Origin of the sequence: Nonomuraea sp. B5E05, from assembly GCF_039880665.1 — a bacterium.
GTDB lineage: Bacteria > Actinomycetota > Actinomycetes > Streptosporangiales > Streptosporangiaceae > Nonomuraea.
In genome coordinates this window covers 47,847-73,861 of sequence record NZ_JBDPMJ010000004.1, presented here as the reverse complement: position 1 = coordinate 73,861, position 26,015 = coordinate 47,847, and the positions used below count along the sequence as shown (strand labels likewise).

25 protein-coding genes are annotated in these 26,015 nt (G+C 70.5%); 15 read left to right on the top strand and 10 right to left on the bottom strand.

The window, feature by feature from the left end; genetic code table 11:
• Positions 1-36 precede the first annotated feature (36 nt).
• Positions 37-636 carry a TetR family transcriptional regulator C-terminal domain-containing protein gene (locus ABGB01_RS09100; protein WP_347772254.1) on the top strand — a complete coding sequence of 200 codons (600 nt, stop codon included), beginning with the start codon at positions 37-39 and terminating at the stop codon, positions 634-636.
• A 75-nt stretch (positions 637-711) separates the two neighbouring features.
• Positions 712-1,692 (top strand): diiron oxygenase, encoded by a 981-nt coding sequence (locus ABGB01_RS09095; RefSeq protein WP_347772253.1) that lies wholly within the window; start codon positions 712-714, stop codon positions 1,690-1,692.
• Here the strand turns inward: ABGB01_RS09095 and ABGB01_RS09090 are convergent.
• Positions 1,689-1,934 (bottom strand): class I SAM-dependent methyltransferase, encoded by a 246-nt coding sequence (locus tag ABGB01_RS09090; protein WP_347772252.1) that lies wholly within the window; start codon positions 1,932-1,934, stop codon positions 1,689-1,691. The genes ABGB01_RS09095 and ABGB01_RS09090 overlap by 4 nt on opposite strands.
• Before the next feature lie 49 nt (positions 1,935-1,983).
• Here ABGB01_RS09090 and ABGB01_RS09085 point away from each other — a divergent pair, with 49 nt between their 5' ends.
• Both ABGB01_RS09085 and ABGB01_RS09080 read left to right on the top strand, forming a co-directional pair.
• Complete coding sequence (locus ABGB01_RS09085; protein ID WP_347772250.1) at positions 1,984-2,727, top strand: copper resistance CopC family protein; 744 nt, start codon at positions 1,984-1,986, stop codon at positions 2,725-2,727.
• Positions 2,724-3,764 (top strand): CopD family protein, encoded by a 1,041-nt coding sequence (locus ABGB01_RS09080; protein ID WP_347772248.1) that lies wholly within the window; start codon positions 2,724-2,726, stop codon positions 3,762-3,764. The genes ABGB01_RS09085 and ABGB01_RS09080 overlap by 4 nt, the downstream gene beginning before the upstream one ends.
• Before the next feature lie 54 nt (positions 3,765-3,818).
• On the opposite strand, the gene ABGB01_RS09075 is transcribed toward ABGB01_RS09080, so the two are convergent.
• Positions 3,819-5,003 (bottom strand): hypothetical protein, encoded by a 1,185-nt coding sequence (locus ABGB01_RS09075; protein WP_347772246.1) that lies wholly within the window; start codon positions 5,001-5,003, stop codon positions 3,819-3,821.
• 54 nt (positions 5,004-5,057) lie between these two features.
• Positions 5,058-5,852, bottom strand: coding sequence for a class I SAM-dependent methyltransferase (locus ABGB01_RS09070; RefSeq protein ID WP_347772244.1), 795 nt, complete (start codon positions 5,850-5,852; stop codon positions 5,058-5,060).
• Positions 5,853-5,921: 69 nt separating this feature from the next.
• On the opposite strand from ABGB01_RS09070, the gene ABGB01_RS09065 reads away from it, so the two are divergent.
• Positions 5,922-8,582, top strand: a complete 2,661-nt coding sequence (locus ABGB01_RS09065; protein WP_347772242.1) for a CocE/NonD family hydrolase — start codon at positions 5,922-5,924, stop codon at positions 8,580-8,582.
• A complete protein-coding gene (locus ABGB01_RS09060; protein ID WP_347772240.1) occupies positions 8,579-9,424 on the top strand; it encodes an ABC transporter permease subunit in 846 nt (281 codons plus the stop codon). The genes ABGB01_RS09065 and ABGB01_RS09060 overlap by 4 nt, the downstream gene beginning before the upstream one ends.
• 26 nt (positions 9,425-9,450) lie before the next feature.
• Here the strand turns inward: ABGB01_RS09060 and glpK are convergent, their stop codons facing one another.
• The 3 genes from glpK to ABGB01_RS09045 all read right to left on the bottom strand — a co-directional run bounded on the left by glpK (position 9,451) and on the right by ABGB01_RS09045 (position 12,394).
• A complete protein-coding gene (gene glpK / locus ABGB01_RS09055; RefSeq protein WP_347772238.1) occupies positions 9,451-10,968 on the bottom strand; it encodes a glycerol kinase GlpK in 1,518 nt (505 codons plus the stop codon).
• 1 nt (position 10,969) lies between these two features.
• The gene (locus ABGB01_RS09050) at positions 10,970-11,797 is read right to left on the bottom strand and encodes an MIP/aquaporin family protein (protein ID WP_347772236.1); all 828 of its coding nucleotides are present in this window, start codon (positions 11,795-11,797) and stop codon (positions 10,970-10,972) included.
• Between the two features lie 138 nt (positions 11,798-11,935).
• Positions 11,936-12,394: an N-acetyltransferase gene (locus ABGB01_RS09045; RefSeq protein ID WP_347772234.1), complete on the bottom strand. Its 459-nt coding sequence runs from the start codon at positions 12,392-12,394 to the stop codon at positions 11,936-11,938.
• A 254-nt stretch (positions 12,395-12,648) separates the two neighbouring features.
• On the opposite strand from ABGB01_RS09045, the gene ABGB01_RS09040 reads away from it, so the two are divergent.
• Positions 12,649-14,757 (top strand): ATPase, encoded by a 2,109-nt coding sequence (locus ABGB01_RS09040; RefSeq protein WP_347772232.1) that lies wholly within the window; start codon positions 12,649-12,651, stop codon positions 14,755-14,757.
• Positions 14,758-14,766: 9 nt separating this feature from the next.
• On the opposite strand, the gene ABGB01_RS09035 is transcribed toward ABGB01_RS09040, so the two are convergent.
• The gene (locus tag ABGB01_RS09035) at positions 14,767-15,534 is read right to left on the bottom strand and encodes a terpene synthase family protein (protein WP_347772230.1); all 768 of its coding nucleotides are present in this window, start codon (positions 15,532-15,534) and stop codon (positions 14,767-14,769) included.
• 794 nt (positions 15,535-16,328) lie between these two features.
• On the opposite strand from ABGB01_RS09035, the gene ABGB01_RS09030 reads away from it, so the two are divergent.
• The gene (locus ABGB01_RS09030) at positions 16,329-17,228 is read left to right on the top strand and encodes a PAC2 family protein (RefSeq protein ID WP_347772228.1); all 900 of its coding nucleotides are present in this window, start codon (positions 16,329-16,331) and stop codon (positions 17,226-17,228) included.
• A gap of 28 nt (positions 17,229-17,256) precedes the next feature.
• Positions 17,257-18,297, top strand: a complete 1,041-nt coding sequence (locus ABGB01_RS09025) for a Gfo/Idh/MocA family oxidoreductase (protein WP_347772226.1) — start codon at positions 17,257-17,259, stop codon at positions 18,295-18,297.
• A gap of 143 nt (positions 18,298-18,440) precedes the next feature.
• Here the strand turns inward: ABGB01_RS09025 and ABGB01_RS09020 are convergent, their stop codons facing one another.
• Positions 18,441-19,223 (bottom strand): tyrosine-protein phosphatase, encoded by a 783-nt coding sequence (locus tag ABGB01_RS09020; protein WP_347772224.1) that lies wholly within the window; start codon positions 19,221-19,223, stop codon positions 18,441-18,443.
• A 168-nt stretch (positions 19,224-19,391) separates the two neighbouring features.
• On the opposite strand from ABGB01_RS09020, the gene ABGB01_RS09015 reads away from it, so the two are divergent.
• Complete coding sequence (locus ABGB01_RS09015; RefSeq protein WP_347772222.1) at positions 19,392-20,168, top strand: hypothetical protein; 777 nt, start codon at positions 19,392-19,394, stop codon at positions 20,166-20,168.
• Positions 20,169-20,264: 96 nt separating this feature from the next.
• On the opposite strand, the gene ABGB01_RS09010 is transcribed toward ABGB01_RS09015, so the two are convergent.
• Positions 20,265-22,370 (bottom strand): M6 family metalloprotease domain-containing protein, encoded by a 2,106-nt coding sequence (locus ABGB01_RS09010; protein ID WP_347772220.1) that lies wholly within the window; start codon positions 22,368-22,370, stop codon positions 20,265-20,267.
• A 158-nt stretch (positions 22,371-22,528) separates the two neighbouring features.
• Between ABGB01_RS09010 and ABGB01_RS09005 the strand changes: the two genes are divergently transcribed.
• The 5 genes from ABGB01_RS09005 (at position 22,529) to ABGB01_RS08985 (ending at position 25,173) form a co-directional block, all read left to right on the top strand.
• The gene (locus tag ABGB01_RS09005) at positions 22,529-23,557 is read left to right on the top strand and encodes an amidohydrolase family protein (protein ID WP_347772218.1); all 1,029 of its coding nucleotides are present in this window, start codon (positions 22,529-22,531) and stop codon (positions 23,555-23,557) included.
• A 176-nt stretch (positions 23,558-23,733) separates the two neighbouring features.
• Positions 23,734-23,874: a hypothetical protein gene (locus tag ABGB01_RS09000; protein WP_347772216.1), complete on the top strand. Its 141-nt coding sequence runs from the start codon at positions 23,734-23,736 to the stop codon at positions 23,872-23,874.
• Between the two features lie 100 nt (positions 23,875-23,974).
• Positions 23,975-24,406 carry an Hsp20/alpha crystallin family protein gene (locus ABGB01_RS08995; protein ID WP_347772214.1) on the top strand — a complete coding sequence of 144 codons (432 nt, stop codon included), beginning with the start codon at positions 23,975-23,977 and terminating at the stop codon, positions 24,404-24,406.
• Positions 24,407-24,464: 58 nt separating this feature from the next.
• A complete protein-coding gene (locus tag ABGB01_RS08990) occupies positions 24,465-24,779 on the top strand; it encodes a MerR family transcriptional regulator (RefSeq protein ID WP_347772212.1) in 315 nt (104 codons plus the stop codon).
• Positions 24,780-24,849: 70 nt separating this feature from the next.
• Positions 24,850-25,173: a DUF5709 domain-containing protein gene (locus ABGB01_RS08985; RefSeq protein ID WP_347772210.1), complete on the top strand. Its 324-nt coding sequence runs from the start codon at positions 24,850-24,852 to the stop codon at positions 25,171-25,173.
• On the opposite strand, the gene ABGB01_RS08980 is transcribed toward ABGB01_RS08985, so the two are convergent.
• Positions 25,166-25,876, bottom strand: coding sequence for an HAD family hydrolase (locus tag ABGB01_RS08980; RefSeq protein ID WP_347772208.1), 711 nt, complete (start codon positions 25,874-25,876; stop codon positions 25,166-25,168). The two genes, ABGB01_RS08985 and ABGB01_RS08980, sit on opposite strands and share 8 nt — an antisense overlap.
• Positions 25,877-26,015 lie beyond the last annotated feature (139 nt).

Genomic DNA, 26,015 nt, shown 5'->3' with positions numbered 1-26,015 from the left:
AAAAGCCCTCATAGTGAGAAATTAGAGTTACCCGCTGTGGCATCAGGTTTCAGCCGATTACGGCGCGAGGATCTTCTGAAGACGGCCTGCGAGGTGATCGCCGAGCAGGGGTTCGGGCATACGAGGACCATCGACATCGCCAGGGCCGCCGGCGTCAGCCAGGCGCTGCTCTTCTACCACTTCGAGACCAAGGACCAGCTGTTCGCGCAGGCCTTCACCTACGCGGCCCGCCTGCACCTCGACGCGCTGAACGACATCGAACGCTCCACCGGCACGCCGCTCGAACGGCTGCGCACCCTCCTGCGGCTCTGCTCCCCCGCGAGCCCCACCGAGGGCTGGAGGTTGTGGATCGACGCGTGGTCCGAGGCGATGCGCAGCTCCCAGCTGGAGGACATCTCGCGGCGCATCGACGCCCAGGGCCGCCTCCTCCTTCGCGGGATCATCGAGGCCGGCGTGGCGTCCGGCGAGTTCGCCTGCGCCGACCCTGAAGGTGCGACGTGGCGGATCCTGGCGCTGGTCGACGGGCTCGCGGTCCAGACGCACGTGCACCCCAGGGCCCTGTCGCGGCGCCGGGCCGGCGCGCTCATCCGCACGGCGGCCGCCGGCGAGATCGGAGTCGCCCCGGAGAAGTTGTGACGAAACCTGCGATCCTCACCTTCCCGCGCTATTGGATGCTACGTACAATACCGGGCGAGGAGAGGAGCGCACGCGATGACACGGGCACCGAGCTCTACCGCCGCCAGGGAACGCGACGAGCAGGTCGCGAGCAGGAAGGCCTACGAAGCGGTCATCGAACGCCTCTCGAAGGCGTCGGTCGACAAGCACTGGGAGCCCTATCGGGACATCCCCTGGGACGATCCCGAGTTCCAGGTGGACCCGGCCGACCCGCGCTGGGAGCTGCCCACGGTCGACAAGCTGGGCGGCCACCCGTGGTACCGCGGCCGGCCCCCGGAGACGCGGGCGGCGATCGGGCTGTGGCGGGTGGCCACCGCCATGAAGATCGGCCTGCAGTTCGAGAACCTGCTCAAACGCGGCCTGCTCAACTACGCCTACCGGCTGCCGAACGGCGCGCCCGAGTTCCGGTACGTCTATCACGAGACCATCGAAGAGGGACATCACGGGATGATGTTCCAGGAGTTCGTGAACCGGACGAAGCTGCCCGTGCGTGGCATGCCCGGGCCGTTGTCGGCGATCGCGCAGGCGGCACCCTTGATTCCGCTGATCTCGACCGAGCTGTTCTTCGTGTTCGTGCTGGGCGGCGAGGACCCGATCGACCACGTGCAGCGCAAGGTGCTCAAGGACGACAGGGCGCACCATCCGCTCGAAGAGACGATCATGCGGATCCACATCGCGGAAGAGGCCAGGCACATCTCGTTCGCCCGCCACTACCTGCGCAACCGCGTGCCTCGGATGCCGGCGTACCGGCGGCTCCTGCTCGGCATCGCCTCCCCGATCATCCTCGGCGTCATGGCCCGCATCATGCTGGCGCCCCCCGGGGCGCTCATCAGGCACTTCAAGATCCCCCTCAGCGTCGTGTCGGAGATCTATTTGCGCAACCCCGCGGCCAAGCAGGAGATCCGCGACTCCATCGGCAAGACGCGGGAGCTGTGCGCCGAGATCGGCCTGATCAACCCGCTGACCCGGCGGATCTGGCGGCTCATGGGCATCTGGGCGGAGCCAGGGCGCGCCTAGGCGGGCGGCCGCCTGGCGACCAGGACCTCGGTCACCGTCACCTGCTCCCACGCGGGATCGACGGCCAGGACCTCCCGCACGCGCCGCGCGAGGGGGATCGCCACCGTGCCGGGACCGCAGCCGAGGTCCAGCACCGTGCGGTCGTCACCGAACGTCATCGCCAGCTGCTCGATGGCCGGCTCGCCGTGACCCGCCCGGTATCTGGCGTAGTAGGGAGCCGCGCCGCCGAACAGGTCCGTCACGGATGGGACCATATACAGGTTCGAGACGCGACGATGGAAGGTTTCCCCTGTGAGGCGGCTACTCACGGTCCTGCTGCTCGCCTTCGCGGCGGCCGGGATCGCCCTCTCCCCCGCCGAGGCGCACAACGTGCTGATCGGCAGCGACCCCAAGGACGGAGCCACGCTGACGGCCTCTCCCGCGCGGGTGACCCTGGTGTTCGACCAGCCGGTACGCCAGGGATACGCGCAGGTGGGCGTCACCGGCGCCGACGGGTCGGCCTGGGCCGACGGGGCCGCCGAGATCGCCGCGGAACGGGTGTCGGTCAAGGTCAAGCCGCTGGCGGCGGGCGGCTCGTACGTCGTGGGCTACCGCATCCTGTCGGCCGACGGGCACCCGGTCACCGGGAAGATCAGCTTCAGCCTGACCGCGGACGCCACCGCCGACCAGGGGACGAACGCCGATCCCACCGAGGCCCCGGCCGAGGGGGCCACGCAAGCCCCGGCACAGGGGAGCACCAAGGCTCCCGCCCAGGTGGCCGACCCTGATGCCGCCGAGGCCGCGGCGAACCCCGATGCCGCCGAGGCCGCGGCGAACGGCGGGGCCGGGATGGCCGTGGTGTGGATCGTGGGGGCGCTGCTGCTCCTCGCCCTGGGCACCGCCGTGGCCCTCCGCCGCGCGAAACCCGCTCAGGAAACCGCCATGACCAGCCCACCCGCCCCCACCACCGACTCCACACCCGGCACCGCAGGCCCTGTGTCGGAACCCGCCGCAGGTCCCGTGGCGGGTTCCGCGGGCGAGGAGACGAAGGCGTGACCGTCACCGCTCCCCCCGCTCCCCCTCTCTCCGGGCGACGCGTCGGCGGACGGCTCGTGACCGGCGCGTTCCCCGTGTGCGCCATCGTCGCCGCCGTGGCCGCCAGCTCGTTCGCCGAGCAGGAGGCCGTGCCCGGCATTCCCATGCCGGGGCCGCTGGTGTCGGTCGGGCTGCCCGTCGTGCGGGCGCTGCTCGACGTGTCCGCCGTCGCCCTGGTGGGGCTCAGCCTGGTGGCCAAGCTGCTCGGGTTCGACCGGCCCGAGTACACCGAGCCGGTGATGGTCCGCGTCCGGCCCCTTGCGGTGATCGCGGCCTGGGCGTGGGCGATCTGCGCGCTGCTCACGATCGTGTTCCAGGCGGCCGAGCTCAACCCCGGCGCCGTGCCGACGTTCGGGATGATCGCGGACTATGTCGGAAACGTCGGCACGGGCCAGGGGCTGCTGTTCAGCGCGGCGTGCGCGCTGGCCGCGGCGGGCATCGGGCTGATGGCCGTGCGGTTCGGCGAGAAGGTGCCGGCCGAGCTGCGCGTGGTCGTCGCGCTCTTCGGGCTGCTGCCCATCCCGGTCACCGGGCACGCGGTCAACTCCATCTGGCACGACCCGATCATGATCTCGATGGAGATCCACGTGATGGGGGCGGCGGCGTGGACGGGCGGGCTGCTGGTGACCGCCGTCTTCGTCGCGCCCCACCCGGGCCTGCTGGCCATGGCGCTGCCCAAGTTCTCCAGGATCGCCTCGGTGTGCCTCCTCATGGTGGCGCTGTCCGGGCTGATCACCGGGCTCGGCACGATGGCGCTCACCCCCGGGGTGACGCTGCCCGACGCGCTCCTGACCAGCGACTACGGGCTCCTGGTCGTGGCCAAGGTGACGCTGGTGGCCCTGCTGGTGCCGCTGGCGGCGCACATCCGCTTCCGCCTGCTGCCCGCCGTCCGCAAGGGCCGGGCCACCGCCCTCGTGGGATGGGCGGCGGCCGAGGTCGGCGTGATGGGGCTGGCCTACGGCGTGGCGGTGGCGATCACCCGCGCCTCGATCATCTGACGGCCCGCGCCGAGGCGCCCAGGGGCCACCGGAGCGGGCGCGAGCCGGTCGGTGCTACGGGGTGGCGGGCGCGATCACGGGTGCGGTGGCCGTGGCCGGTCGCGGGCGGCGCCTGCCGGCGACCCACTCCACCGCCAGCCAGGCGGCCAGCAGGCCGAGCCCGGCCCAGACGGCCGACGACGTGGCCGGCGAGGGCGCGCCGGACAGGCCGTCCTGGCCTATGAGCACGTCGTACACGCCGCCCATGACCGCGTTCTGGGCCGTCAACGCGACGTACGCGCCGGCCGTCGCACCCGCGGCCCCTATCAGGGCGCGTACGGCGGGCATCCGTACCAGGAACGCGACGTCCACCAGCAGCCCGGCGGCCACCAGGAAGAACGGCACCGCCGACGGCGGGAACCCGGTGTACGTCAGCAGCGGCCAGATCAGCGTGCGGACCCCCACATAGGCGGCGGCCACCAGCGTGGCCGCGCCGAACCTGCCGATCAGCATCCTGGCCACCACCAGCACCGCCACGCCGACGACCACCGCGTAGACGGGGTAGAGGAAGTCGGGCACGGGCAGCGCGAAACCGGTCATCATCGTACGGTCGATCGGCCGCCCCATCTGGTCGGCCGCGAACTGCAGCAGGATCGGCTCCGCGTAGACGACGCCGTTGTCCCAGGCGCCGATCGACAGGATGCCATATTCCTGGTGCTGCTCGGGGAAGTGCACGTTCTCCAGGAAGAACGCGAGGAACGCGCCGAGCACGACCACCCGCTCCCTGCCGGGCGGCGCGCCCATGAACCAGCCCCGGACCACGCCCGCGATCATGAAGAACGTTCCAAGGTAGAGCATGATGTGCGACGGGCTCCACGAGGTGATGTCGAGCCCGTTGACGCGGTGGTTGATCAGGTCGAGCGGGACCGCGACGAGGAAGATCCCGGTGCCCCACTGGATCAGCCGCAGCGCGGCCTTGTCGACGCCGTAACCGGTGTAGCCGTGGATGATCGTCAGGGCCAGGGCGAGGGCCGTGCCCGCGGAGTTGAGCAGGTGGGGCGGGGCGAGGTCGTCACGCAGCCACTTGAAGTGCCACGAGACGTCCCACGCCGAGCCGAGCAGCTTGAGCGTGAACGCCACCAGCCATCCGAAATAGAGCACCCTGAACAGGTCGTGCGGCGTCTCGCGCCCCGCCTGGCCTCTGGTCCAGTAGGGCAAGGCCCACTCGGCGGCCTTCTTGATCGATGCTGGAGACTTCACGGAAGAGAATCTTACGGTCACCCCTCCAGGTCGTCTGCCGGGAGTGGGCGCCGGTCACCCGCCGGCCGAGGCGCGCAGGGAGTACATGAGGGGGAGCTTGGGGCCGCCACCGGGGACACGGTAGCGGCCGTCGGCGACCTCCAGCGTGGCGAAGCGCTGGAAGAGGGTGAAGTCGTGCTCGTGGAGGAACTCCACCCGCAGCCCCGCCGCGCCCACCGCGCTCACGACCTCGCCGAGGCCGTGCGGGAACTGCACGGACGTCTGGTGTTCGAGCACCTCCCCGCCGGTGTAGGTGTGCGGTTCGACCCAGACCTGCGGCTCGCGGTCGAAGTAGTCGTGCGTGACGGTGGTGCCCGTGGCCTCATCCAGGATGTCAGGGAAGGGATGGAACTCGGCGAGATAGAGGAAACCGCCCGGCTTGAGCAGCGCGGCGACCGTCTGCGCCCACCGCGTCAGGTCGGGCAGCCAGACCAGCGCCCCCACGCCGGTGTAGACGATGTCGTACGCGGCCCGGCCCAGCGCCTCGGCCGCGTCGTACACGTCGGCCGTGACGAACCTCGCCGGCAGGCCGCACGCGGCGGCGATGGTCTCCGCCTGGGCGACGGCGGCGCCGGAGAAGTCGAGACCGGTCACCTCCGCCCCGAGCCGGGCCCAGGCGAGGGTGTCGAGGCCGATGTGGCACTGCAGGTGGGCCAGGCGGCGGCCGGACACGTCGCCGACCTCCTCCCGCTCGAACGGCCGCAGCGGGTCTCCGCCCGCGACGAAGCCGTCGACGTCGTAGAAGTCGCTGCCCGCATGGACGGGCACGCGGGAGTCCCAGTTGGCCCTGTTGATCTCCAAATAGTCCACGATGCCGAAGCCTAGACACGGGCGGCCCGTCTCAGCGATCTCTCAGGTGCGGTCAGTAGGCTCACCGCCATGAAGCGTGTGGCCGCGTCGGCGGCGCTCGCCCTCATCGCCGTGACGACGTGGCTGGTGTGGCCGTCGGGTGCCGAGGTGCGGGGCCAGGATCAGACCATCACCGTCGTCGACGGGCCCGCCGACGATCAGCGGGTCGAGCTCGACACGACGTTCTTCCCGCCACCGGGCGGAGGGAAGGCGCCCGCCGTGCTGCTCGGCCACGGTTTCGGCGGCAGCAAGCAGAGCGTCAGGGACGAGGCGATCCGCATCGCCCAGGACGGCTACGCCGTACTGACCTGGTCGGCGCGCGGGTTCGGCCGCTCGACGGGCGAGATCGCGCTCAACTCGCCCGACTACGAGGTCAAGGACGTCAAGCAGCTCATCGACTGGCTGGCCAAGCGGCCCGAGGTCCTGCTCGACGCGTCGGACGACCCTCGCGTGGGCATCGCGGGCGGCTCGTACGGCGGCGCCATCGCGCTGATGACGGCGGCCCATGACCAGCGTGTCGACGCCATCGTCCCGCGGATCACCTGGTCGGACCTGGCCGACGCGCTCTTCCCCAACACGGCGGCCCCGCTCTCCGCGGTCGGCGACGCCGGGCAGAGCTCCGCCGCAGGCAACCTGCCCGAGGCGGAGAACGGCGTGTTCAAGCGCATGTGGGCGGGCATCTTCTTCGGCCAGGGCGTCTCGCTCGACAGTCTCGCCCTGCGGGGACAGCGCGAGGCCGCCCGGCCGCTCACGCCGGAGCAGGCCAGGTGCGGCAGGTTCCGTCCCGAGATCTGCGCCGTCTACGAAGAGGTCGCCAAGACGGGCAGGCCCACCCAGGAGGCCGTCGACCTGCTGCGCAAGTCGAGCCCGATCACCGTGGCGGGCCGGATCAAGGCGCCGACCCTGCTCATCCAGGGCCAGCGCGACTCGCTGTTCCCGCTCAGCCACGCCGACGCCAACGCCAGGGCCATCGCCGCCGGGGGCACGCCCGTCAGCCTGGCCTGGTTCGACGGCGGGCACGACGGCGGCGACGGCGAGACCGACTGGGTGTTCGAGCAGTCGTCGGCCTGGTTCGCCCGCTACCTGAAGGGCGAGGGTGACGGGGAGACGGCGCCGCCGGTCAGCGCGTTCACCGTGACCCGCGACGGCGGTCGCGACCCCGGCACCCGCCAGCGCATCCGCCTGCACCCCGAGACCGGCTCCTACCCGGGCCTCGGAGGCACCGCCACCAGCACCGTCGAGCTGGCGGGCCCCGCCCAGAACATCGCCAACCCGCCCGGCGGCGCGCCCGCCTCGATCTCGTCGGTGCCCGGCATCGGCGGCCTGCTCGGCGGCCAGAACAGCCCCGGCGTCGCGATCGACATGCCGGGCCAGAGCGCCGCGTTCGAGTCCCGGCCGCTCACCGCCCCGCTGCAGCTCACCGGCAGCTCGACGGCCACGGTCAGGGTGTCGGGCCAGGGCGGGACCGAGGCGACCCTGTTCGCCAAGCTCTACGACGTGGCCGACAGCATGCAGCCGCCCACCCTGCCCGCCGGGCTGGTGGCGCCGATCCGGGTGGCCATCCCCGAGGGCGCGACCAGCGCGGAGGCCACGGTCACGCTGCCCGCCGTCGACCACGCCTTCGCCGCCGGCCACCGGCTGCGGCTGGTGCTGACGACGACGGACATGGGGTTCGCGACGCCCGCCGAGCCCGCCACGTACCAGGTCTCGCTCGCCTCATCCGCGCTGACCGTCCCGACGGTCGGCACGCTGGCCGCCGCCCCGGGCGGGGTGGCGTGGTGGGTGTGGGCGATGCCGCTGGCCGCCGTGGTGGTCGCGGCCGCGCTGCTGGTGACCGGCCGCGCCCGGGACCGCCGCCGTACGGGCACCGGCACCGGCCCCGAACCCGCCGCCCCCCTCACCGTCGACGGGACGGCGGCCGGGGCGCCCGCACCCGATCCGGCCGTGCCGCTGGAGATCAGCGGGCTGGCCAAGGCCTACAGCAACGGCGAACTCGCCGTCGACAACCTGTCGTTCCGCGTCGAGCAGGGCCAGGTGCTGGGCCTGCTCGGGCCGAACGGCGCCGGCAAGACGACCACCATGCGCATGATGATGGGGCTCATCCAGCCCGACGGCGGCGAGATCCGCATCTTCGGCGAACGGGTGACGCCCGGCGCTCCCGTGTTGTCCAGGCTCGGGTCGTTCGTCGAAGGGCCGGGCTTCCTGCCGCACCTGTCAGGGCGGGACAACATCGAGCTCTACTGGGCCGCCACCGGACGGCCCGTCGCCGACGCCCACTTCGACGAGGCGCTGGAGATCGCCGGCCTGGGCAAGGCCCTCGAACGTGCCGTACGCACCTACTCCCAGGGCATGCGCCAGCGGCTCGCCATCGCGCAGGCCATGCTCGGGCTGCCCGACCTGCTCGTGCTCGACGAGCCCACGAACGGGCTCGACCCGCCCCAGATCCGGGAGATGCGCGAGGTGCTCAAGCGCTACGCGCGCGACGGCCGTACCGTGATCGTCTCCAGCCACCTGCTGGCCGAGGTCGAGCAGACCTGCAGCCACGTCGTGGTCATGCACCGCGGCAAGCTGGTCTCCGCCGGCCCGGTGTCGCTGCTGCTCAGCTCGGCTCCCCGGGCGGCCCGTGCCGGCAACGGGAACGGCACGCGCCTGGAAGACGTGTTCCTCGACCTCATCGGAGACAAGGCATGACCGCCGCGCCTGGCTACGCGCCCCGCCGTACGCTGCCGCTGCGGGTGGAGATCGTCCGGCAGTTCAAGCGGCGCCGCACGATCGCGATGTTCGGGCTGCTGCTGGCGCTGCCGTGGATCCTTGTGATCGCGTTCCAGTTCGGGCCGCAGGGCGGCGACCGGGACCAGTCGCTGCGCATCTCCGACCTGGCGACGGAGAGCGGCCTCAACTTCGCCGCCTTCGCGCTGTCCGTGTCGGCCAGCTTCCTGCTGGTGGTCGCGGTGGCGCTGTTCTGCGGCGACACCGTGGCCAGCGAGGCCAACTGGTCCTCCCTGCGCTATCTGCTGGCCGCGCCGGTGCCCCGCGACCGGCTGCTGCGGCAGAAGCTGATCGTGGCGCTGGGCTACTCGGCGGCGGCCGTGGTCTGCCTGCCCGTGATGGCGCTGGTGGCGGGCACGCTGGCGTTCGGCTGGAACGACATCCAGGTGCCCGGCACGGGCGAGACCATCCCGGCGCTCGACGTGCTGCCGCGTTTCGGCATCGTAATCGCGTACGCGCTGGTCAGCCAGCTCGTCGTGGCCGCCCTGGCCTTCCTCGTCTCCACCATGACCGACTCGCCGCTCGGGGCGGTCGGCGGGGCGGTCGGCCTGTGGATCGTCTGCACCATCCTGCAGGCCGTCGAGGCGCTGGGCGTGCTGCGCGAGTTCCTGCCGACGTTCTGGAACAACGCCTGGCTCGACGCGCTCGCGCCCGAACTCGAATGGAGCGGCATGATCAAGGGCGCCTCGGTGTCGATCACGTACGCGGCGATCCTCACCGCCGTGGCCTTCCGCCGGTTCCGCCGCAAGGACGTCGTCAGCTGAGCGCCGGCCGGTCGGCGGCCAGGGCGTCAGCCGGTCTCCGCCCAGTCGAACGCCTTGGTCACGGCCTTCCTCCAGCCCGCGTACCCCTTCTCGCGCTCCTCCTCGCTCCAGCCGGGCTCCCAGCGGCGGTCCTCCGCCCAGTGGGCGCGCAGCTCGTCGGTGTCCTGCCAGAAGCCCACCGCGAGCCCCGCGGCGTAGGCCGCGCCGAGTGCGGTGGTCTCGGCGACGACCGGCCGGCTGACCGGCACGCCGAGGATGTCCGCCTGGAGCTGCATGCACAGGTCGTTGGCCGTGACGCCGCCGTCCACCCGCAGCACGTCGAGGACCACGCCGGAGTCCTGCTGCATGGCCTCCACCACGTCCCTGCTCTGGTAGCAGATGGCCTCCAGCGTGGCGCGGGCGAGGTGGGCGTCGGTGTTGAAGCGCGACATGCCGACGATGGCGCCGCGGGCGTCGGCCCGCCAGTAGGGGGCGAACAGGCCGGAGAAGGCGGGCACGAAGTACATGCCTCCCGAGTCCTCCACCTGCCTGGCCAGGGTCTCGCTCTGCGGCGCGGAGGTGATGATGTGCAGTTGGTCGCGCAGCCACTGCACCGCCGAGCCCGTCACGGCGATCGAGCCTTCGAGCGCGAACACGGCGGGCTGGTCACCGAACTTGTAGGCGACCGTGGTGAGCAGCCCGCTCTGCGAGCGCACCCGTTCGGTGCCGGTGTTGAGCAGCAGGAAGTTGCCGGTGCCGTAGGTGTTCTTGGCCTCGCCCGGTGAGAAGCAGACCTGCCCGACGGTGGCGGCCTGCTGGTCGCCCAGGATCGCGGTGATCGGCACCTCCCCCGCGGCCGTTCCGAACGGGGTCGTGACGCCGTAGGCGGCGGGATCGGACGACGGCCGGATCTCGGGCAACATCTGGCGCGGGATGCCGAAGAAGGACAGGAGCTCGTCGTCCCAGTCGAGGGTGTCCAGGTCCATGAGCATCGTACGGCTGGCGTTGGTCACGTCGGTGGCGTGCACGCCGCCGTCGACGCCCCCGGTCAGGTTCCACAACGTCCAGGTGTCGGTGGTGCCGAAGACGGCCTCGCCCCGGTCGACCGCCTCCCGGACGCCGTCCACGTTCTCCAGGATCCACTGGATCTTGCCGCCGGAGAAGTACGCGTCCGGGTGCAGCCCCGTCCGGTCGCGGATGACCTGTCCGCGGCCGTCGCGCTCCAGCGCGGCGGCGATCTTGTCGGTGCGCGTGTCCTGCCAGACGATCGCGTTGTGGTAGGGACGGCCGGTGCGCCGGTTCCACACGACCGTGGTCTCGCGCTGGTTCGTGATGCCCAGCGCTGCCAGGTCACTCGGCTGCAGTCCGGCGCGCTGGAGAGTGCTCTGGATGACGGCCGCGGTCCGCGTCCTGATCTCGATGGGGTTGTGCTCGACCCAGCCCGCCCTGGGCAGGATCTGCTCGTGTTCGAGCTGGAACTTGGCGACCTCGCCACCGTCGTGATCGAAGATCATGAAGCGGGTGCTCGTGGTGCCCTGGTCCACCGCCCCGACGAAATCGGGCATGTCATTCTCCTTCGCGTTTGTCAGGGTCCGCCGGTCTGACGATGTCACGTTCCTCGGGCCTCGGCAGGAACCTGGAGATGAGCGCCTGGTAGAGCCCCGCACCGATGAGACCGCCGAGCAGAGGGCCGACGATGGGCACCCAGAAGTAGAGGTCGCCGTACTGATCTCGCCACGCGTCGTGGTAGCCCGTGAGCCAGCTCGCCAGGCGCGGCCCGAAGTCGCGCGCGGGGTTGATCGCGTATCCGGCGTTGGTGCCGAACGCCATGCCGATCGCGACGACGATCAGGCCGATGACGAAGGGCCCCATGTTGGCGTTGGGCGCCATGTTCCTGGTGTCGATCAGCGCGAAGACGAGGAAGAGCAGGATCGCGGTGCCGATGATCTGGTCGCGGAACCCGCCCCACATGCCCACCGGCAGGGTGCCGTTGCCCGGCAGGGTCGAGAAGACGATCTGGGTCTTCAGCGTGTGCCCGGGGTCCGCCATCGCCAGGACCTCGGTGAAGTTCCAGCGCACGATCAGGGCGGCGACGAAGGCCCCCAGGGTCTGCGCCAGGATGTACGGCAGGACCTTCCGCCACGGGAAACCCTGGAAGGCGGCGAACCCCAGCGTGACCGCGGGGTTGATGTGCGCGCCCGAGGTCCTGGCCGCAGTGTAGACGCCGAGCACCACCCCGAGCCCCCAGGCCCAGGCGATGCTGTCGTGGTCGCCGACCTCCGCGGCGACGACCGAGGCGACCACGCCGCAGCCGAACAGAATGAGCACCGCTGTCCCGGCGAACTCGGCGATCAGCTCGCCGGCCAGCTCTCTGCGGTCGAGACGCCCGGCCACGGCCATCCCCTTCCTCTCGCGTACCCGTTGTGTGCCATTCCCGTAATCAGGCGATGCATACGGGCTGTATATGACACATAACGTTAAGTGAGGCACAGGAGATGGCCTGGACGGACGCGCGGTGGGCGCGGTCTCAGGTCAGAGCGTGCGTACGAAGGTGACCAGGCTCGTGCCCGGGCCGTTGTAGCCGGGGACGGGATCGCCGGCCTCGAAGCCCATGCGGCGGTGAAAGGCGATGGAGCGCTCGTTGACCGGCGCGGTGACGGCCCTGACGACGTACCGGCCGTGGTCGCGGGCGATGCCGAAGAAGCGTTCGTACATCGAGCGGGCGACCCCGCTCTCCCTGGAGCCGGGCGCGACGCCGACGAAGTGGATGTACGCCTCGCCCGGCTGCGACGGCGAGACGAAGCCGATCAGGAACCCCGCCAGGTCTCCGGGGTCCCCGGGGCCCTCGGCGATCAGGCTCGTCCCATGGAAGTGGTCGAGGAACAACCGGGGCAACGACGGCAGGACGGGCCGCCCCCACCAGTCATCGACGACGGCCGCGATGGCGTCGTAGTCGCGGGGGGTGGCGGCGCGCAGCGTGTGTCCTGTCATGTGCTGATTAGAGACGCTAGCCCCAGTGCGGCGGCCTGTTGTCGAGATAGAACGCGTCGGGGTCGTCGGAGCGCCACTCGCCCCAGCCCTCGTCCGTGTCGTCCGCCGTCTGCTCAGGTAGGAAATCTTTCACGCCCAACATGCTACCTAGGCATACAAACCCCCACCCAGCGTGTCCACCGGCTCCAGGACAGGCTGCAGGCACGGCGGTACGATGCCAGAGCAGGTGTCGCCTACCCCCCGTGAGGCTGCCCATGGCCACCCCGACAGGCTGGCGGCGAGAAGGCAATCTGCCGGCGGAGCTCACCAGCTTCATCGGCCGCACGCGCCTGCTCGCCAACCTCAAACGGCACCTCGCCGAGTCGCGCCTGGTGACCGTCACGGGCATCGGCGGTGTCGGCAAGTCGCGCACGGTGCTGCGGCTGGCGCACCAGGTGCGCGCCCACTATCCCGACGGCGTTTGGTTCGCCGACCTTGCCAGGCTGCAGGACGCGGGCATGGTCAAGCACGCGATCTCCTCCGCCCTCGGCATCGCCGACCAGTCCTCGCGGGCGGAGTCCGAGTCGCTGTCGGAATGGGTGGGCGAGCGCGACATGCTGCTCATCATCGACACGTGCGAGCATCTGGTGCAGGGGTGCGCCGAGCTGGTGCACGAGCTGCTGGAGGCCGCTCCCAACCTGAAGGTGCTGGCCACCAGCCGGCAGTCGCTGCACCTGCCGTACGAGCACGTGGTGCCCGTGCCGCCGCTCCAGGTGCCCGGCGACGACCCCGCCGAGAGCCTGTTCACCAACGAGTCGGTGCAGCTGTTCGCGGTCAGGGCCGGGGCCAGCGTGCCCGACTTCCAGCTCGACGAGGACAACATCGAGGCCGTGGCCGAGCTCTGCCGGCGGCTCGACGGCATCCCGCTGGCCATCGAGCTGGCCGCGGTGCGGCTGCGCGCCCTCTCGGTGGAGCAGATTCTCGGCCTGCTGACCGACCGCTTCAGCCTGCTGGCCGGGGCCAGCCGCACGGCCCTGCCCCGCCACCAGACCCTGCGGGCGGCCATCGGCTGGAGCCACGAGCTCTGCGAGCCGGCCGAGCGCCTGCTGTGGGCGCGGCTGTCGGTCTTCGCCGGCGACTTCGAGCTCGACGCGGCCCGATTCGTCTGCTCCGACGAGCGGCTGCCGTCGGAGGACATCACGGACCTGGTCACCGGGCTGGTCGAGAAGTCGATCCTGCTGATCAGGAGCAACCACGCCGGCGTCCGCTACAAACTGATCGACACCCTGGCCGAATACGGCGAGGAGTGGCTCGCCAAACTCGGGCAGGCCGAGCAGATGCGGCGACGGCATCTCGACTACTACCTGAGCCTGGCCCAGCGCGGCGAGGACGCCTGGTCGGGGCCACGGCAGATCTACTGGTTCGTCCGCATGCGCCAGGAGCACGACAACGTCAGGGTGGCGCTGGAATACGCGCTCAAGACCCCGGGCAAGGAGCCACTGGCGCTGGTCCTGCTGTCGTCATTGTGGTTCATGTGGGTCTGCTGCGGGTTCGCCCGCGAAGGGCGCCTCTATTTGGAGCGGGCACTCGAGGCCAACCCCAACCCGAGCAAAGAACGGTGCAAGGCGCTCTGGGTGCTCTCGTACGTGCGCAATTCCCAGGGCGACAGCGTCGGCGGGCAGTCGGCCGCGGAGACGTGCAGCACCGAGGCCATCCGGGTGGGCGATTCCAGAGCGGTGATCCTGGCCTCCAAGATGCAGGGCACGGCGGCGATGCTCCAGGGCGACATGCCGAAAGCCAGCGCGCTCCTGGGCGTGGCGATCGAGTTCAACACCGACAACAAGGAACTCAACCCGGGCTTGCTGCCCGCCATCGTCGAGTTGTCCATCGTCCTGACCGCGCAGGGCGAGTTCTACGAGGCCGAGTCCCTGCTGCAGGACTGCCTGCAGGTCTGCAAGGAACGCGGGGAGCTCTGGGTGAGCTCCCATGCGCAGTGGGCGCTGGCGAGCGCCAGACTCGCGACCAACCGCCCTCAAGACGCCCTGCACAATGTGAGAGAAGGGCTGCGCATCAAGCTGCACTTCCACGACACCCTCGGCACTCTGCTGGCTCTGGAGTCATCGGCACGGATCTTCGTAGCCCTCGACCGGTTGCCGCTGGCCGCACACCTGCTGGGGGCGCTGCAGCAGAACTGGCGGTCGGCCGGGCTGCCGCAGTTGGGCGCACCGTTCCTGTCCGCTGACCATAACGCGTGCGTCAGGGAGTGCTCACGCCGTATGGGTGAGCTCGCCTACAAGAACGCCTTCGAAGAGGGCGCCCGACTCGACCTCGATGAGGCAGCAGCAATGGCGCTGGGCGAGTTGGTCGCCCTCGAGGAAGGCTGACACCGCGGCTCAGACAGCCTGCGGCCAGCGGGTGTCGTCTGGCCAGGCGTTCACGAACCGTGCGCTGCCGAACGAGAACTCGATGTGGCCGCGGACCCAGTGTTCGAGACCGCGCACGTAGTCGAGCACTGGCGGCGGAGCCCATCTCTCCAGCGCCATCCGCCGATCGACGAACGCCACGATGGCCTCGTCGTGCATCCGGGCGACCTCCAGCAGCGCGTCCTGAAGGAGGAGCGACTTGTGGGCGGCCAGCACGGTCACGAGGTTGTGCCGCGCCTTGTCGGCGCGGTGTTCCTTGGCATAGGACAGCAGGTCGTTGTCCCAGCCGACGAGGTCGCACGCCAAGTCCGAGAGCGCGCGCACGTCGGGGTGGTACCAGTCCTCTGTCTCGATCCGGTAGCCGCCGCCGATGTCGATGAGCGCGAAGCAGGTGTACGTGGCGCCAGTGGTACGGCGCATCAGGAGGTAATCCGCGGGGGTCGGGATCAGATCGGCTTCGCGGTTCGCAGCCTCCCAGATCTGGGCGAACAGGTATTCCTTCACCGCGCTCCGCCACCGTTCCACCTGTTCCGGAGTGGCCATGGCGGAGATGCGGTCCAGGAGTTCTCTGAGGGCGAGGCCGAACGGCTCGCCGGGCTCCGGGGTACGGTCCTCGTCGAGGCTCTCCAGGAGCGAGGGCAGCGCCCGGGCGACGGCTGCGGCCCGGTGCCCCGTGTGCTCGCTCTCGCAGAACCCGTCATCGAAGGCCCAGAGCCAGAAGTACCAGTCGGTGATCAACCGGAGACTCTCGCGCGGCACCGTGGGGTTGGTCCGCGCGGGAAGGAGGCCGAGTTCAGAGCGTCTGAAGTGCTCGGCGGTTTCGGCGTTGGGGAGCATGTTAGAGGCGACCAGCCATGCATGGCTCTCCAAGCCGATCTCCGCCACATGCACGTTGATCTCACTGGGGAACGGACATGGCAACGGGGGGATGTGGAGGGGCCGCCTGCTGGAGGAATGCGCAGAAGTATCCACGCCATCCAGCATGACGATGGACTGTTGAAAAGGCCACACTTACTAACGTTCGGACCTTTTCTGCATATTTCATGCTACATACTGCTTTGCAAAAACCAGCGAAGACCCTGTTCATTCGCGCAGATCCGCGCGGTGGCCAGCGCGGAGGGTTGACCAGCACGCGGGTCGGTGCCCGCGTCGAGGAGCGCTCTGACCACGGCCGATTCCTTTTCTCATACGGCGCTCGCGAGGGGCGTCTGGCCGCGATCATCGGCGCGGTCGCTATCGGCACCTCTTCTGACGAGTATCGCGAGAGCCTTGGCGTGACCGTAATAAGCCGTCGGCATCAGGAAAGTGTCACCTTGCCGTTGGGCAGGTCGACCGGTGCCCCAGCCTCGACGTACGCGCGCAGGGCCTCCCTGTCGTCCGCCCTGGCCAGGTCGAACAGCTTCGTGGCGAACGCCTGGACCTCCGGATCCCCGTCCGCGCATGCCTTGCTGCCTCGATAGGGTGCCGTGCGCGGAATCGTTCTGTCCCGCCGTAGGTTCTGGAGAGAGTACCTAGGGAAAGGCTGTCCAACCGTGTTCGACCCGAAGGATCTCTACAAGCTCGCAGACGACGCGCCCGAGCTGCCCGATCCGGTGTTGCTGTACCACTTCGACGGTTTCGTCGACGCTGGCGGTGCCGGACGTCTCGCGCTGGGCCACCTGCTGGCCGAGCTGGAGCACCGGGTCGTGGCGACGTTCGACGTCGACCGTCTGCTCGACTACCGGTCGCGGCGGCCCATCATGACCTTCGACACCGACCGCTGGGTCGAGTGCGAGAACCCCGAGCTGGCCGTTCATGCGGCGAAAGACTCGACGGGGACACAGTTCCTGGTGATGAGCGGGCCCGAGCCCGACAGGGAGTGGGAGCTTTTCACCAAGGCGGTGGGCGACCTGGTGGCGCGGCTGAAGGTGAGCAAGCTGGTGACCATGCACGGCATCCCGATGGCGGTTCCGCACACGCGCCCGCTGGGCGTCACGATGCATGCCAGCCGGCCCGAGCTGATCAACGCGCAAACGAGCGCCTTCGGGCGCGTCCAGGTGCCCGGCAGCGTCGCCGCGCTGCTGGAGCTGCGGCTGGGCGCGCAGGGCAACGACGCGCTGGGCTACGCGGTGCACGTGCCGCACTATCTGGCGCAGGCCGAATATCCGACCGCCGCCGTCACCGCGCTGGAGGCCGTGACGAAGGGGACGGGGCTGGTGTTCCCGACGGAGTCGCTGCGCGAGGCGGCCCGCCGTACGAACACCGAGATCGAGGAGCAGATCCAGGCCTCGGCCGAGCTGTCCACCGCCATCAAGGGGCTGGAGCAGCAGTACGACGCGTTCTCGGAGGGCACCGAGCGGGAGAACCTCATGGCCGAGACGACACCCATGCCCACGGGTGACGAGCTCGCCGCCCAGTTCGAGCGTTTCCTGGCCGAGCGCGACGACGAGTGACCCGCTCCCGCGGCGATACGGTGGGACGATGAGCGACATCCGGGTCGGGCTGGTCGGCTACGGCACCGCCGGGGCCTTCTTCCACGCCCCGCTGATCCACGCCACCCCTGGCCTGGCACTGGCGGCCGTCGTCACGCGAAACCCCGCCCGGCAGGCGGAGGTGGCCGCGAAATACGGCGCGACCGGTGTAGGTGACGTGGAGGCGTTGTGGGAGCGGTGCGACCTGGTGGTGGTCGCCTCCCCCAACAGGACCCACGTGTCCACGGCCACCGCCGCGCTCGCCCGCGGCCTGCCCGTCGTCGTCGACAAGCCGCTGGCCAGGACCGCCGAGGAAGGGCGGGAGCTGGTGCGCCTGGCCAAGGAGCGCGGCCTCATGCTGACCGTGTTCCACAACCGCCGCTGGGACGGCGACTACCGCACCGTGCGCCGGCTGGCCGGCGAGGGGCGGCTGGGCGAGGTGCTGCGGTTCGAGTCGAGGTTCGAGCGGTGGCGGCCGGAGCCCAAGGGCGGCTGGCGGGAGGCCGGCGGGTCCGACGAGGTGGGCGGCCTCCTCTACGACCTGGGCAGCCACCTCGTCGACCAGGCCCTGCAGCTGCTCGGCCCGGCCACGCGGGTCTACTGCGAGAGCGACGTCAGGCGCGCCGGTGTGGCCGCCGACGACGACACGTTCGTGGCGCTGGCGCATGCCGGAGGTGCCCGCTCGCATCTCTGGATGAGCTCGATGGCCGCCAGGTCCGGGCCCCGGTTCCGGGTGCTGGGGTCGGCGGGCGCCTTCGTCAAATACGGGATGGACGTTCAGGAGGAGCGGCTGCGGGCCGGCGCCGCGCCCGGCATGCCCGGGTTCGGGGACGACGAGGAGTCACGCTGGGGGCAGCTCGGCACCGAGCATGACCACCGCACCGTGCTGACCGAGCCGGGCGCCTACCTCGACTTCTACCGAGGTGTGGAGGCGGCGCTGCGTGAGGGCGCGGCGCCGCCCGTCGATCCGGAGAGCGCGGTCGACACACTGGCCGTCATCGAGGCGGCCCGCCTGTCGGCCACGCAGGGGATCGTCGTCCACCTGGGCTGATGGCCGGGGCTTATCGTCCCCTGACCCGGCGGCCCAGGGCTCGTCGTCCCCTGGGCTGACGGGCGCAGGGGCTCGTCGTGCGTGCCCTGGGCTGACGGGCGCAGGGATCGGCGTGCCCTCTGGGCTTGCGGCGGGCGGCGCCGTCAGTCGCGCAGGCGGGAGCGCATGGCCTCGGTGTCGGCGGCGGTCCAGCCGTGCCCGGCCAGCCACTCGAGCGGCCCGCCGAAACGGTCGTCGAGCACGCCGAGGAACTGCTCGATGTACCCGGCCCGCGGCATGTGGTCGTCGGCCGGGCGCGAGTCGAGGTCGCCACGGTAGGTGTCGCTGCCGCGCAGCCGCTTGAGTATGAGCTCGAGCCGCTCCCCCGTGGCCACGTAGTCCTCGACGATCGCCTCCCTGGTCGCCCCCGCCACCTCCAGGGCGAGCGCCGACAGCACGCCGGTGCGGTCCTTGCCCGCCGCGCAGTGCACCAGCGACGCGCCGTCGTCGAGCGCCATCGCGCGCAGCGCGTCGACCACGGCGTCCGGCCGGTCGCGCAGGTAGCCGAAGTAGAAGCCGGTCACCCGCAGCTCCTCGTCCAGCCCGCGCTCCGCCCATGGCAGCACCCGCTCCCCGTCGATGGCGTCGGCCTCGACGTCGGTGTGCCGGCCTCCCTCGGCGAACAGGGTCAGATGGTGGTGCCGCACCTCGGGCACCCGCGTCAGCGGCCCGGGGCCCTCCAGAGACACCTCCGCGTTCGAGCGGAGATCGACCACGTGCCGCAGGCCCAGCTCGTCCACGAGCAGCGTCACGTCGCCGGGCGTGAGCCCTTGCAGGTTGTCGGCACGGAAGATCCGCCCGCGGCGGGTGCGCCCGCCGTCGTGGGTGGGCAGTCCGCCCAGGTCACGCGCGTTGACCGCGCCTTCCAGGTCTATCCACCTCGTCATCTCGTCCATTATCGCGACCCTATATGTCCACCATGGTGAGCAGAATCGCCGTTCATAACGCAACATAAACATATGGATCCACGTGCACTGCCTCCACGGCTGGTGATCGATCCAATGCTGCCCCCGGCGATCTCGAGCGAGCTGCGGTCGAACCCGCACCTTCTCCGGATGGCTCGATCCGGCCGGCAGCTGGACACCACGCGCCATCCCGCCCTGATCTTCCTGCTGCCCGGCCTTCTGCTGCTGCTCTCCTTGCTGACCAGATCACCGTTGTTGTTCCTGGCAGGCTCCGGCATGGGGATGATCATGTTGTTCCGCTGGATGGCCCAGGACACCTCCAACAGGTCGGCCAGGCGGAAGCTCCGTGTCGCCCAGAGCCACGCCGACCATTACGTCCTGCCGGAGGACCTCGACTATCCGTGCCAGATGCTGCTGCGCAGGGCACAGAACGCCGCCGAGTCCGTCATCAACTCGCGGGTCCACGCGGCGGGCCTGATCGACACGGTCGACAACCAGGTGTCGCTGCCGGAGGAGGTCTGGCAGATCGCGCACCGGCTGCGGCGGCTGTCGTCCATGCACGCCGAGCAGGGCAGGATCATCCCCCGCGAGCTGCCGTCCGGTATGGAGGACGCGTTCAAGCCCTACACCAAGGCGCTCGACGCCGCGTGGACGTCGCTGTCACGGCGCGTACGCCACCTGGAGAAGTACGCCAAGCAGGTGCGCAAGGCCGACAAGGCCTACTCCGCCCATCGGCGGCTGGAGGCACTGGCCGCCAGAACCCACGAATACCAGGCGCTGATCGCCGACACCGTGCGCGACGAGATGGCGCACGAGCGCATCAGGGAGCTGACCGACCACGCGGCGCACGTGCGCAAGATGTTCGAGGAGAGCATCCTGCAGGCGAGGCAGGCGGCCGGCGAGCTGATCAGGAGCCCGCTCACCTGAGCCGGGCCGGGGGCGGTGCGACTTCGAGCGGGGGTCCCTCGCGGGTGCTGCCGGCCGATGGGGTACGGCGTGCGCCGGCCGTACCCCATCGTTGTTCTAGAGGCCGATCACGTGACAGGTGGCCGTCACCGTCTTGCCGGGATCGCTCTCCGAGGTGGCGGTGAGCTTGACCTTGGCCAGCCGGGCGCCGCCGGACTCGCGCGCCGCGTTCACGGTGACGAGCTCGTGCTTGCCGAACTCGACGGAGGCCAGGGCGTTCGGCAGCTGGACGGCCCAGCCCTTGCCCTGCACCTCGGCCTTGAGCCGGTAGACGTCGGCGTTCAGGTAGGCGCTGACGTCCTCGGGGTGCTGTCCCTGCGCCGGGACGGCCCTGCCGGTGTTGAACAGCGGGAACTTGCAGGTGGACAGGTTCTTGCCGGTGGGCACGCCGGCCGCGGGCAGCACCTTGACGCCGCGCCGCTGCGGCCCCGGGCCGTCGAGCGAGCGGATCGCGACCGTGTACGACAGGGTGCCGTCGCGGCCGCGCTTGCGGTCGGTGACGTAGAAGTGCAGGCGGTTGGCCTCGTCGACGTACTCGTACTCGCTGCCGGAGTCGGTGCCGGCGTGGAAGAGGGCGTCGGAGAGCTGGCGGTAGTCGCCGATCGTGATGGGCACCTTGGTCCCGTCGGGCATGACGTAGTCGGTCATGCCGATGTCCTGCGGGTTGGCGTCGATCACCCACTCGAACGGCGCCCGGTCCTCGTTCTTGGTCTTGGCCAGCAGAACTCCGGAGTCGGGGGTGAACGAGTCGGAGCCCATGCGGTCCACGACCTCGACCGTGTAGTTCTGGTAGCCGCCGCCGTCGCAGAGCGGGTCGGTCCGCGGGTCACACGCCGGGCTCTTGTCGCCGGTGTCGAAGGAGAGGTTGACGCCCGAGAGCTCCTTCTTGCCCGGCTGGACCGCGCGCGCCAGGATCTCGACGGTGACCAGGCCTGACTCGTCGAGCGCCTCGCGCGACAGGCGCAGCACGTTCCGCTCGTCGACCATCTCCAGCTTGATCTTGTTGCGGAGCATGTGCTGGGCGCCCATGGACGCGCCGGCGGTGGGCGGGATGAGCCAGCGGGAGTGCGGGCCGCCGGGCCCGTTGAAGCTGCCGCGGCTGAGCATCTCCCACACGCCTGTGTACGCCCTGCGCGGCGGCACGCCGTACGGGTTGTTGTAGTTGTCGGCGATGCCCATGATGTGGCTCAGCTCGTGGGCGTAGACGGCCATGCCGGAGCTCTCGGCCTGCACCGAGTCGATGCCGAAGCGGGCGTTGGGCCAGAAGGTGGAGCCGGCCTGCCACGAGGTCCAGTCGACGTAGCGGGTGTCGGCCCAGTTGGGCAGCGCGGCGTCCGGCGGACCCCACTCGTCCGGTACGTCCTCCTTTGTCGGGAATTTCATCATCCCGAACTCCTGCCAGGTGGACGACTCGTCCTGGCCGGCACTCAGGTAGAAGACGAAGTCGAACTGCTCGGCCGTCTCCTGCCCGACGTCGGCGATCCAGGCGGCGTTGCCCTCGGTGCGCAGGTTCTTGTCGCACGAGTCGCCCGCGGGGCACCCGGCGCCGCCCTGGAACTCCATGGCGTACTCGTGGTCCTTGCCCGACATCGTGTACGGGCCGAACCCGGCCAGTTCCACGCCGTACCTGCCGCCCGAGTCCTCCATCCAGTACTCGTGGATGGTGTGTCCCTTGTTGAGCTTGTTCGGGGTGTTGAGGAAGTCCCGGTAGAAGGTCGCCACTTCGTCACGGGGGATGCCGTGGGCCTCGGCGCTCGGGTTCCCGAAGATCGTCGAGCCCTGGGGCTGGGTCGCCACGAACGGCTGGTTGGGGTAGTCGAGCAGCACGAGCGCGCCCTTGAAGGTGCGCTTCGACCCCTTGGCGGAGGGGTCGGCCCAGTTGGTGCCGGGCGGCTTCCTGTAGTCCGCCCACGTCATGTGGTCGGGGTTCTTCCAGTTCTGCGGGTCGATGGGTTTGAGGCCGCCGGGGAGGCGGGTGCGCAGGGCCTGGACGTCGTCGGGTGCGTCGACCTGCCAGGGCTGCGTCTGCGGCCAGTGGTCCTGCCGCCAGGGATGCTCGGGATCGGTGGGGGGCGCTGCGGAAGCGGGGGTCGCCATGAGGCTCACCGGGATCATCACGATGACCGCGGGTAAACCCTTCAGCAGCTTCTTCAGGGCGTTCACGGATTGACGGTATAGAGGTAATTGTCGGAGATCAACGATCAGACGGCGGGAAGCAGGACAACTTCGCCGACCTAGCGATTCGCCCCGTTCGTCCCGATTGCGGGCATATCCTGCCTTCACGTTTAATGCCTAGAGGGGAAATCTCGACGGGAGTCCTGATGCCGTCTGCGAAGCGTGCCGGGCCGGCTCCGGGCAGGCGCGCGCCCGGGCCCGTCGTCCTCCATTCCGCCCCGCTCGTCGTGCCCGTCTGCACCGTCCCCATCCGCGACGGCGCCGTGGCGATCAGGGGCGAGCGGGTGCTCGCGGTCGGCCCGCGAGCGGAACTGCTCCCTGCGTACCCCTCCGCGCAGGAGCTGCGGTGGCCGGGGATGATCGTGGCGGGGCTGGTCGACGCGTGCTCCGCCGCGCCGTCGCCCGCCCCGGGGGTGACCGCGCGGGGCGGCGTGCTCTCCGACCTGGCCGACGGTCCGGCGCTCCCCGGCATCTCGTACGTCGAGGTGACCAGCGCCGGCGAGGAGGAGTGGGAGGAACACGACCGGGACGCGGTCATCACCGCCATCCGCGAGGCGGAGCGTCCCCGCGTGGTGGGGATCGCCGCCCACGCGCGCGACCCGCACGTGCTGGAGGACGTGGCCGTGCTGGCCAGGACGTTCGGGCTGCGGCTGATGGTCCGCCTGGACCATCGCTCCCCCGTGGAGCTGGATGAGACCGGTGTGCTCGGCCCGCTGTGCCACGTGGCGAGCGGCAGGTCGCTGGACCCGGGCGAGCGCAAGCTGCTGCGGCTGCGCAGGACCGCCGTGGCGCTCTGCCCGCCTGAGCCGTCACAGGTGCAGGACGTGCTGGCCCTGCTGGACGAGGGCAACACCGTCGCCTTCGGCAGCCGCGGCCCGGCCGGCACGCCACCGACCGGCCCGCTGGGGCCGGCCGGTGCGATCAGGCGCCGCGCGCGGGAGCTGAGGCTGCGGCCGAAGGAGCTCGACCGCCGGCTGGTGGAGGCCGCCACGCTGGGCGGCGCCAGGGCACTGGGCATGGACCGCGGCAGGGGCAGGATCGGGTCGCTGGCCGCCGGCACCCGTGCCGACTTCGCCGTCTTCGACGCCCGCGGACGTTATCCGTACGCGGCCCTGCTCTCCCAGCCACCTTGCCTCGCCACCGTCGTCGGCGGCGTGCTCACCTGCGAGGGCTGACTCGCTGCACCCGCTTCACACCCGTGTCCTGCCTCACATCCCGACACCACCGTGTCGGCAGGGGCACAACTCGACAGCCCCGAGCCGATGCGCGGCCGGATCATCGCGGCGCTGTCCATCGTCAGCGCCGGGGCGGGGGGCTCGGCGGGCCGCTGCTGGGCTGGCTCAGCGACGCCATGGGACCCAGGGTCGCCCTGGAGATCGGCGGGGTGGCCTGCGTGGCGGCGACCCTGCTCGCGGCGGTGGCGCCGGCCCGGCTGTCAGGCCGGACGATCAGGCAGGCCGCCGGGCTGAGGCCACGTCTGGAGAACGCCTGACCGTCCAGGGACACCACTTGCCTGTAGCCGTTGGTGGAGCTAACCTGTAACTGCATTTGGAGGTTAGCTCCACCAGGAGAAGCAGCGAGGAGGTTAGAAAATGCTCTTGACCTCAATTGACCCGTTCTTCCAGGAGTTCGAGCGGCAGTTCAGCCGCCTGGCACGCCAGACCCTCGACAACGGCAACGCCGTGATGCCCATGGACGGGCTGCGCCGCGACGACGACGTGCTGCTCCGCTTCGACCTCCCCGGCATCGACCCCGACTCCATCGAGGTCACGGTCGACCGCGGGGTGCTGAGCGTGAGCGCCCGCCGCGAGGAGGAGGTCGCGGACAACGAGCGGCTGTTCGTCCGCGAGCGCCCGATGGGCGCCTTCACCCGCCGGGTCTACCTGTCCGAGCACCTCGACAGCGAGCGGATCGACGCGGGCTACGCCAACGGCGTGCTCACCGTCCGCATCCCGGTGCTCGAGCGGGCCCGGCCGCGCAAGGTGGAGATCCGGCGAGGCGAGACCAGGGCCATCAAGGCCTGACACGCGGTCCGGGGGGCGGGCTCCCCGGCCCGCTCCCCGGATCACGAGGAGAGCCACGATGCCAGAACTTCCCCTTGACGACGAACACGCGCCTCTCTACTCCCTCGGCCAGGTGGCGGAGATGTTGCAGGTCCAGCACGCCTTCCTGCGGCGGCTCGACCAGCACGACGTCATCAGCCCGAGCCGTTCGAGCGGCGGGCAGCGGCGCTATTCCCGCCGCGACATCCTCATCGTCCGGCACGTCACCCGCATGACGGAAGAAGGCATGACGCTCATCGCCATCCGCCGGATCCTGGAGCTCGAACGCGAGCTCGCCGGCGTGCGCCGGGAGCTCGACGAGGCCCGCGCCCGGCTGAACGGCGAGCGGCGGTGACCCGGTGATCCGCCCTCCCGGCCGGTCCGCGAAGGAGGATTCCGGACCGCTCACTGGGTAGGGGGCCGATATGACCGAACAACCTCCGGACCGATACGGCTACGCCGATGAGCAGGAGATCGAGGTCGAAGAGTGGACCGACGACCTCGGCCTCCATCACGAGGTCGCCGAGGACGACCCCCAGCACCGGGACACACTCGACGAGCGGCTGCGGCGCGAGGCGCCGTCCCGGCTCCACGAGCCCCGGCCCAAGCACCGGCTGACCCAGCCGGACGAGGGGCTCGAACCCGACACGGACGACGAGGAACTCGGTGTGGACCAGGGCGGCGACACGGATGACCTCTCGGCGGAGGAGCGGGCCGTACGCATCGACCCCGACGAGGACCTCACGTGAAGGGCTCCGGCGGCGCCGGGGGAAGTGCCGCTGCGCGTCCGCCGGACCTTAAGGCGAGACCGTCCAGCGCGGGCAGCAGGGCGTGCAGGTCGCCGGCGATCACGTCGGCCGCGCCGGCCTCGGGGCGCTCGGCGTGCAGGTAGCCCCATGGGCCCCGCTTCAGCAGCGCGGTCCGCATGCCGGCCGCCCTGGCGGGCAGCACGTCGTTGTCGAGCCGGTCGCCCACGTAGAGGATCTCGGCGGGCTCGCGGCCCGCGACGGCTGCGACCTTGGCGAAGAATCCGGGCTCCGGCTTGGAGACGCCCCACCCGTCGGAGGTGTGCACGGAATCGGCCGGCAGGTCCATGGCGACGAGCGCGGCGTAGGCCCGCTCCGGCTGGTTGCCCGCGATGATCACCTGGTATCCGGCCGCCCGGATGGCCGCCAGGGCGTCGCGCACGTCGGGGTAGAGGTCGCCGGCGTCGAAGGTGTTGCGCATGCCGTGGGGGTCGTCGCGCTCCCACTCGGCTTCCTCCTTGGCGAGGTCGAAGCCGGGGCGTACGAGCTCGAAGGCGTCACTGTGCGAACGGTCCAGCGCGGCCATCCCGCCGAGCGCGCCCATCAGCGTGAACGCGCTCACGCCCAGCCGCTCGGCCCAGCGCGACCAGATGCGCGTCTCGCTGATCAGCGTCTCACCGACGTCGAACACCACAGTTTTGATCATCAATCCCCCTGTTTCACCGCATATGTCCGGGCGTGAGGCATAGCGCGGACAGCACCAAAGGGGATTTTTCCATGGAAGCGGAGCGCGACGAGAACCACGTGGCTCCGGCCGCTTTCCGCTGTGGGCGGAGGGCGATCCA

Excerpts from the sequence above, each read along its gene's own strand:
- ABGB01_RS09095 (WP_347772253.1), top strand. The coding sequence starts at position 712 with ATGACACGGGCACCGAGCTCTACCGCCGCCAGGGAACGCGACGAGCAG.
- ABGB01_RS09065 (WP_347772242.1), top strand. The coding sequence starts at position 5,922 with ATGAAGCGTGTGGCCGCGTCGGCGGCGCTCGCCCTCATCGCCGTGACG.
- ABGB01_RS09060 (WP_347772240.1), top strand. The coding sequence starts at position 8,579 with ATGACCGCCGCGCCTGGCTACGCGCCCCGCCGTACGCTGCCGCTGCGG.
- glpK (WP_347772238.1), bottom strand. The coding sequence starts at position 10,968 with ATGCCCGATTTCGTCGGGGCGGTGGACCAGGGCACCACGAGCACCCGC.
- ABGB01_RS09045 (WP_347772234.1), bottom strand. The coding sequence starts at position 12,394 with ATGACAGGACACACGCTGCGCGCCGCCACCCCCCGCGACTACGACGCC.
- ABGB01_RS09040 (WP_347772232.1), top strand. The coding sequence starts at position 12,649 with ATGGCCACCCCGACAGGCTGGCGGCGAGAAGGCAATCTGCCGGCGGAG.
- ABGB01_RS09025 (WP_347772226.1), top strand. The coding sequence starts at position 17,257 with ATGAGCGACATCCGGGTCGGGCTGGTCGGCTACGGCACCGCCGGGGCC.
- ABGB01_RS09020 (WP_347772224.1), bottom strand. The coding sequence starts at position 19,223 with ATGACGAGGTGGATAGACCTGGAAGGCGCGGTCAACGCGCGTGACCTG.
- ABGB01_RS09015 (WP_347772222.1), top strand. The coding sequence starts at position 19,392 with ATGGCTCGATCCGGCCGGCAGCTGGACACCACGCGCCATCCCGCCCTG.
- ABGB01_RS09005 (WP_347772218.1), top strand. The coding sequence starts at position 22,529 with ATGCCGTCTGCGAAGCGTGCCGGGCCGGCTCCGGGCAGGCGCGCGCCC.
- ABGB01_RS09000 (WP_347772216.1), top strand. The coding sequence starts at position 23,734 with ATGGGACCCAGGGTCGCCCTGGAGATCGGCGGGGTGGCCTGCGTGGCG.
- ABGB01_RS08995 (WP_347772214.1), top strand. The coding sequence starts at position 23,975 with ATGCTCTTGACCTCAATTGACCCGTTCTTCCAGGAGTTCGAGCGGCAG.
- ABGB01_RS08990 (WP_347772212.1), top strand. The coding sequence starts at position 24,465 with ATGCCAGAACTTCCCCTTGACGACGAACACGCGCCTCTCTACTCCCTC.
- ABGB01_RS08985 (WP_347772210.1), top strand. The coding sequence starts at position 24,850 with ATGACCGAACAACCTCCGGACCGATACGGCTACGCCGATGAGCAGGAG.
- ABGB01_RS08980 (WP_347772208.1), bottom strand. The coding sequence starts at position 25,876 with ATGATCAAAACTGTGGTGTTCGACGTCGGTGAGACGCTGATCAGCGAG.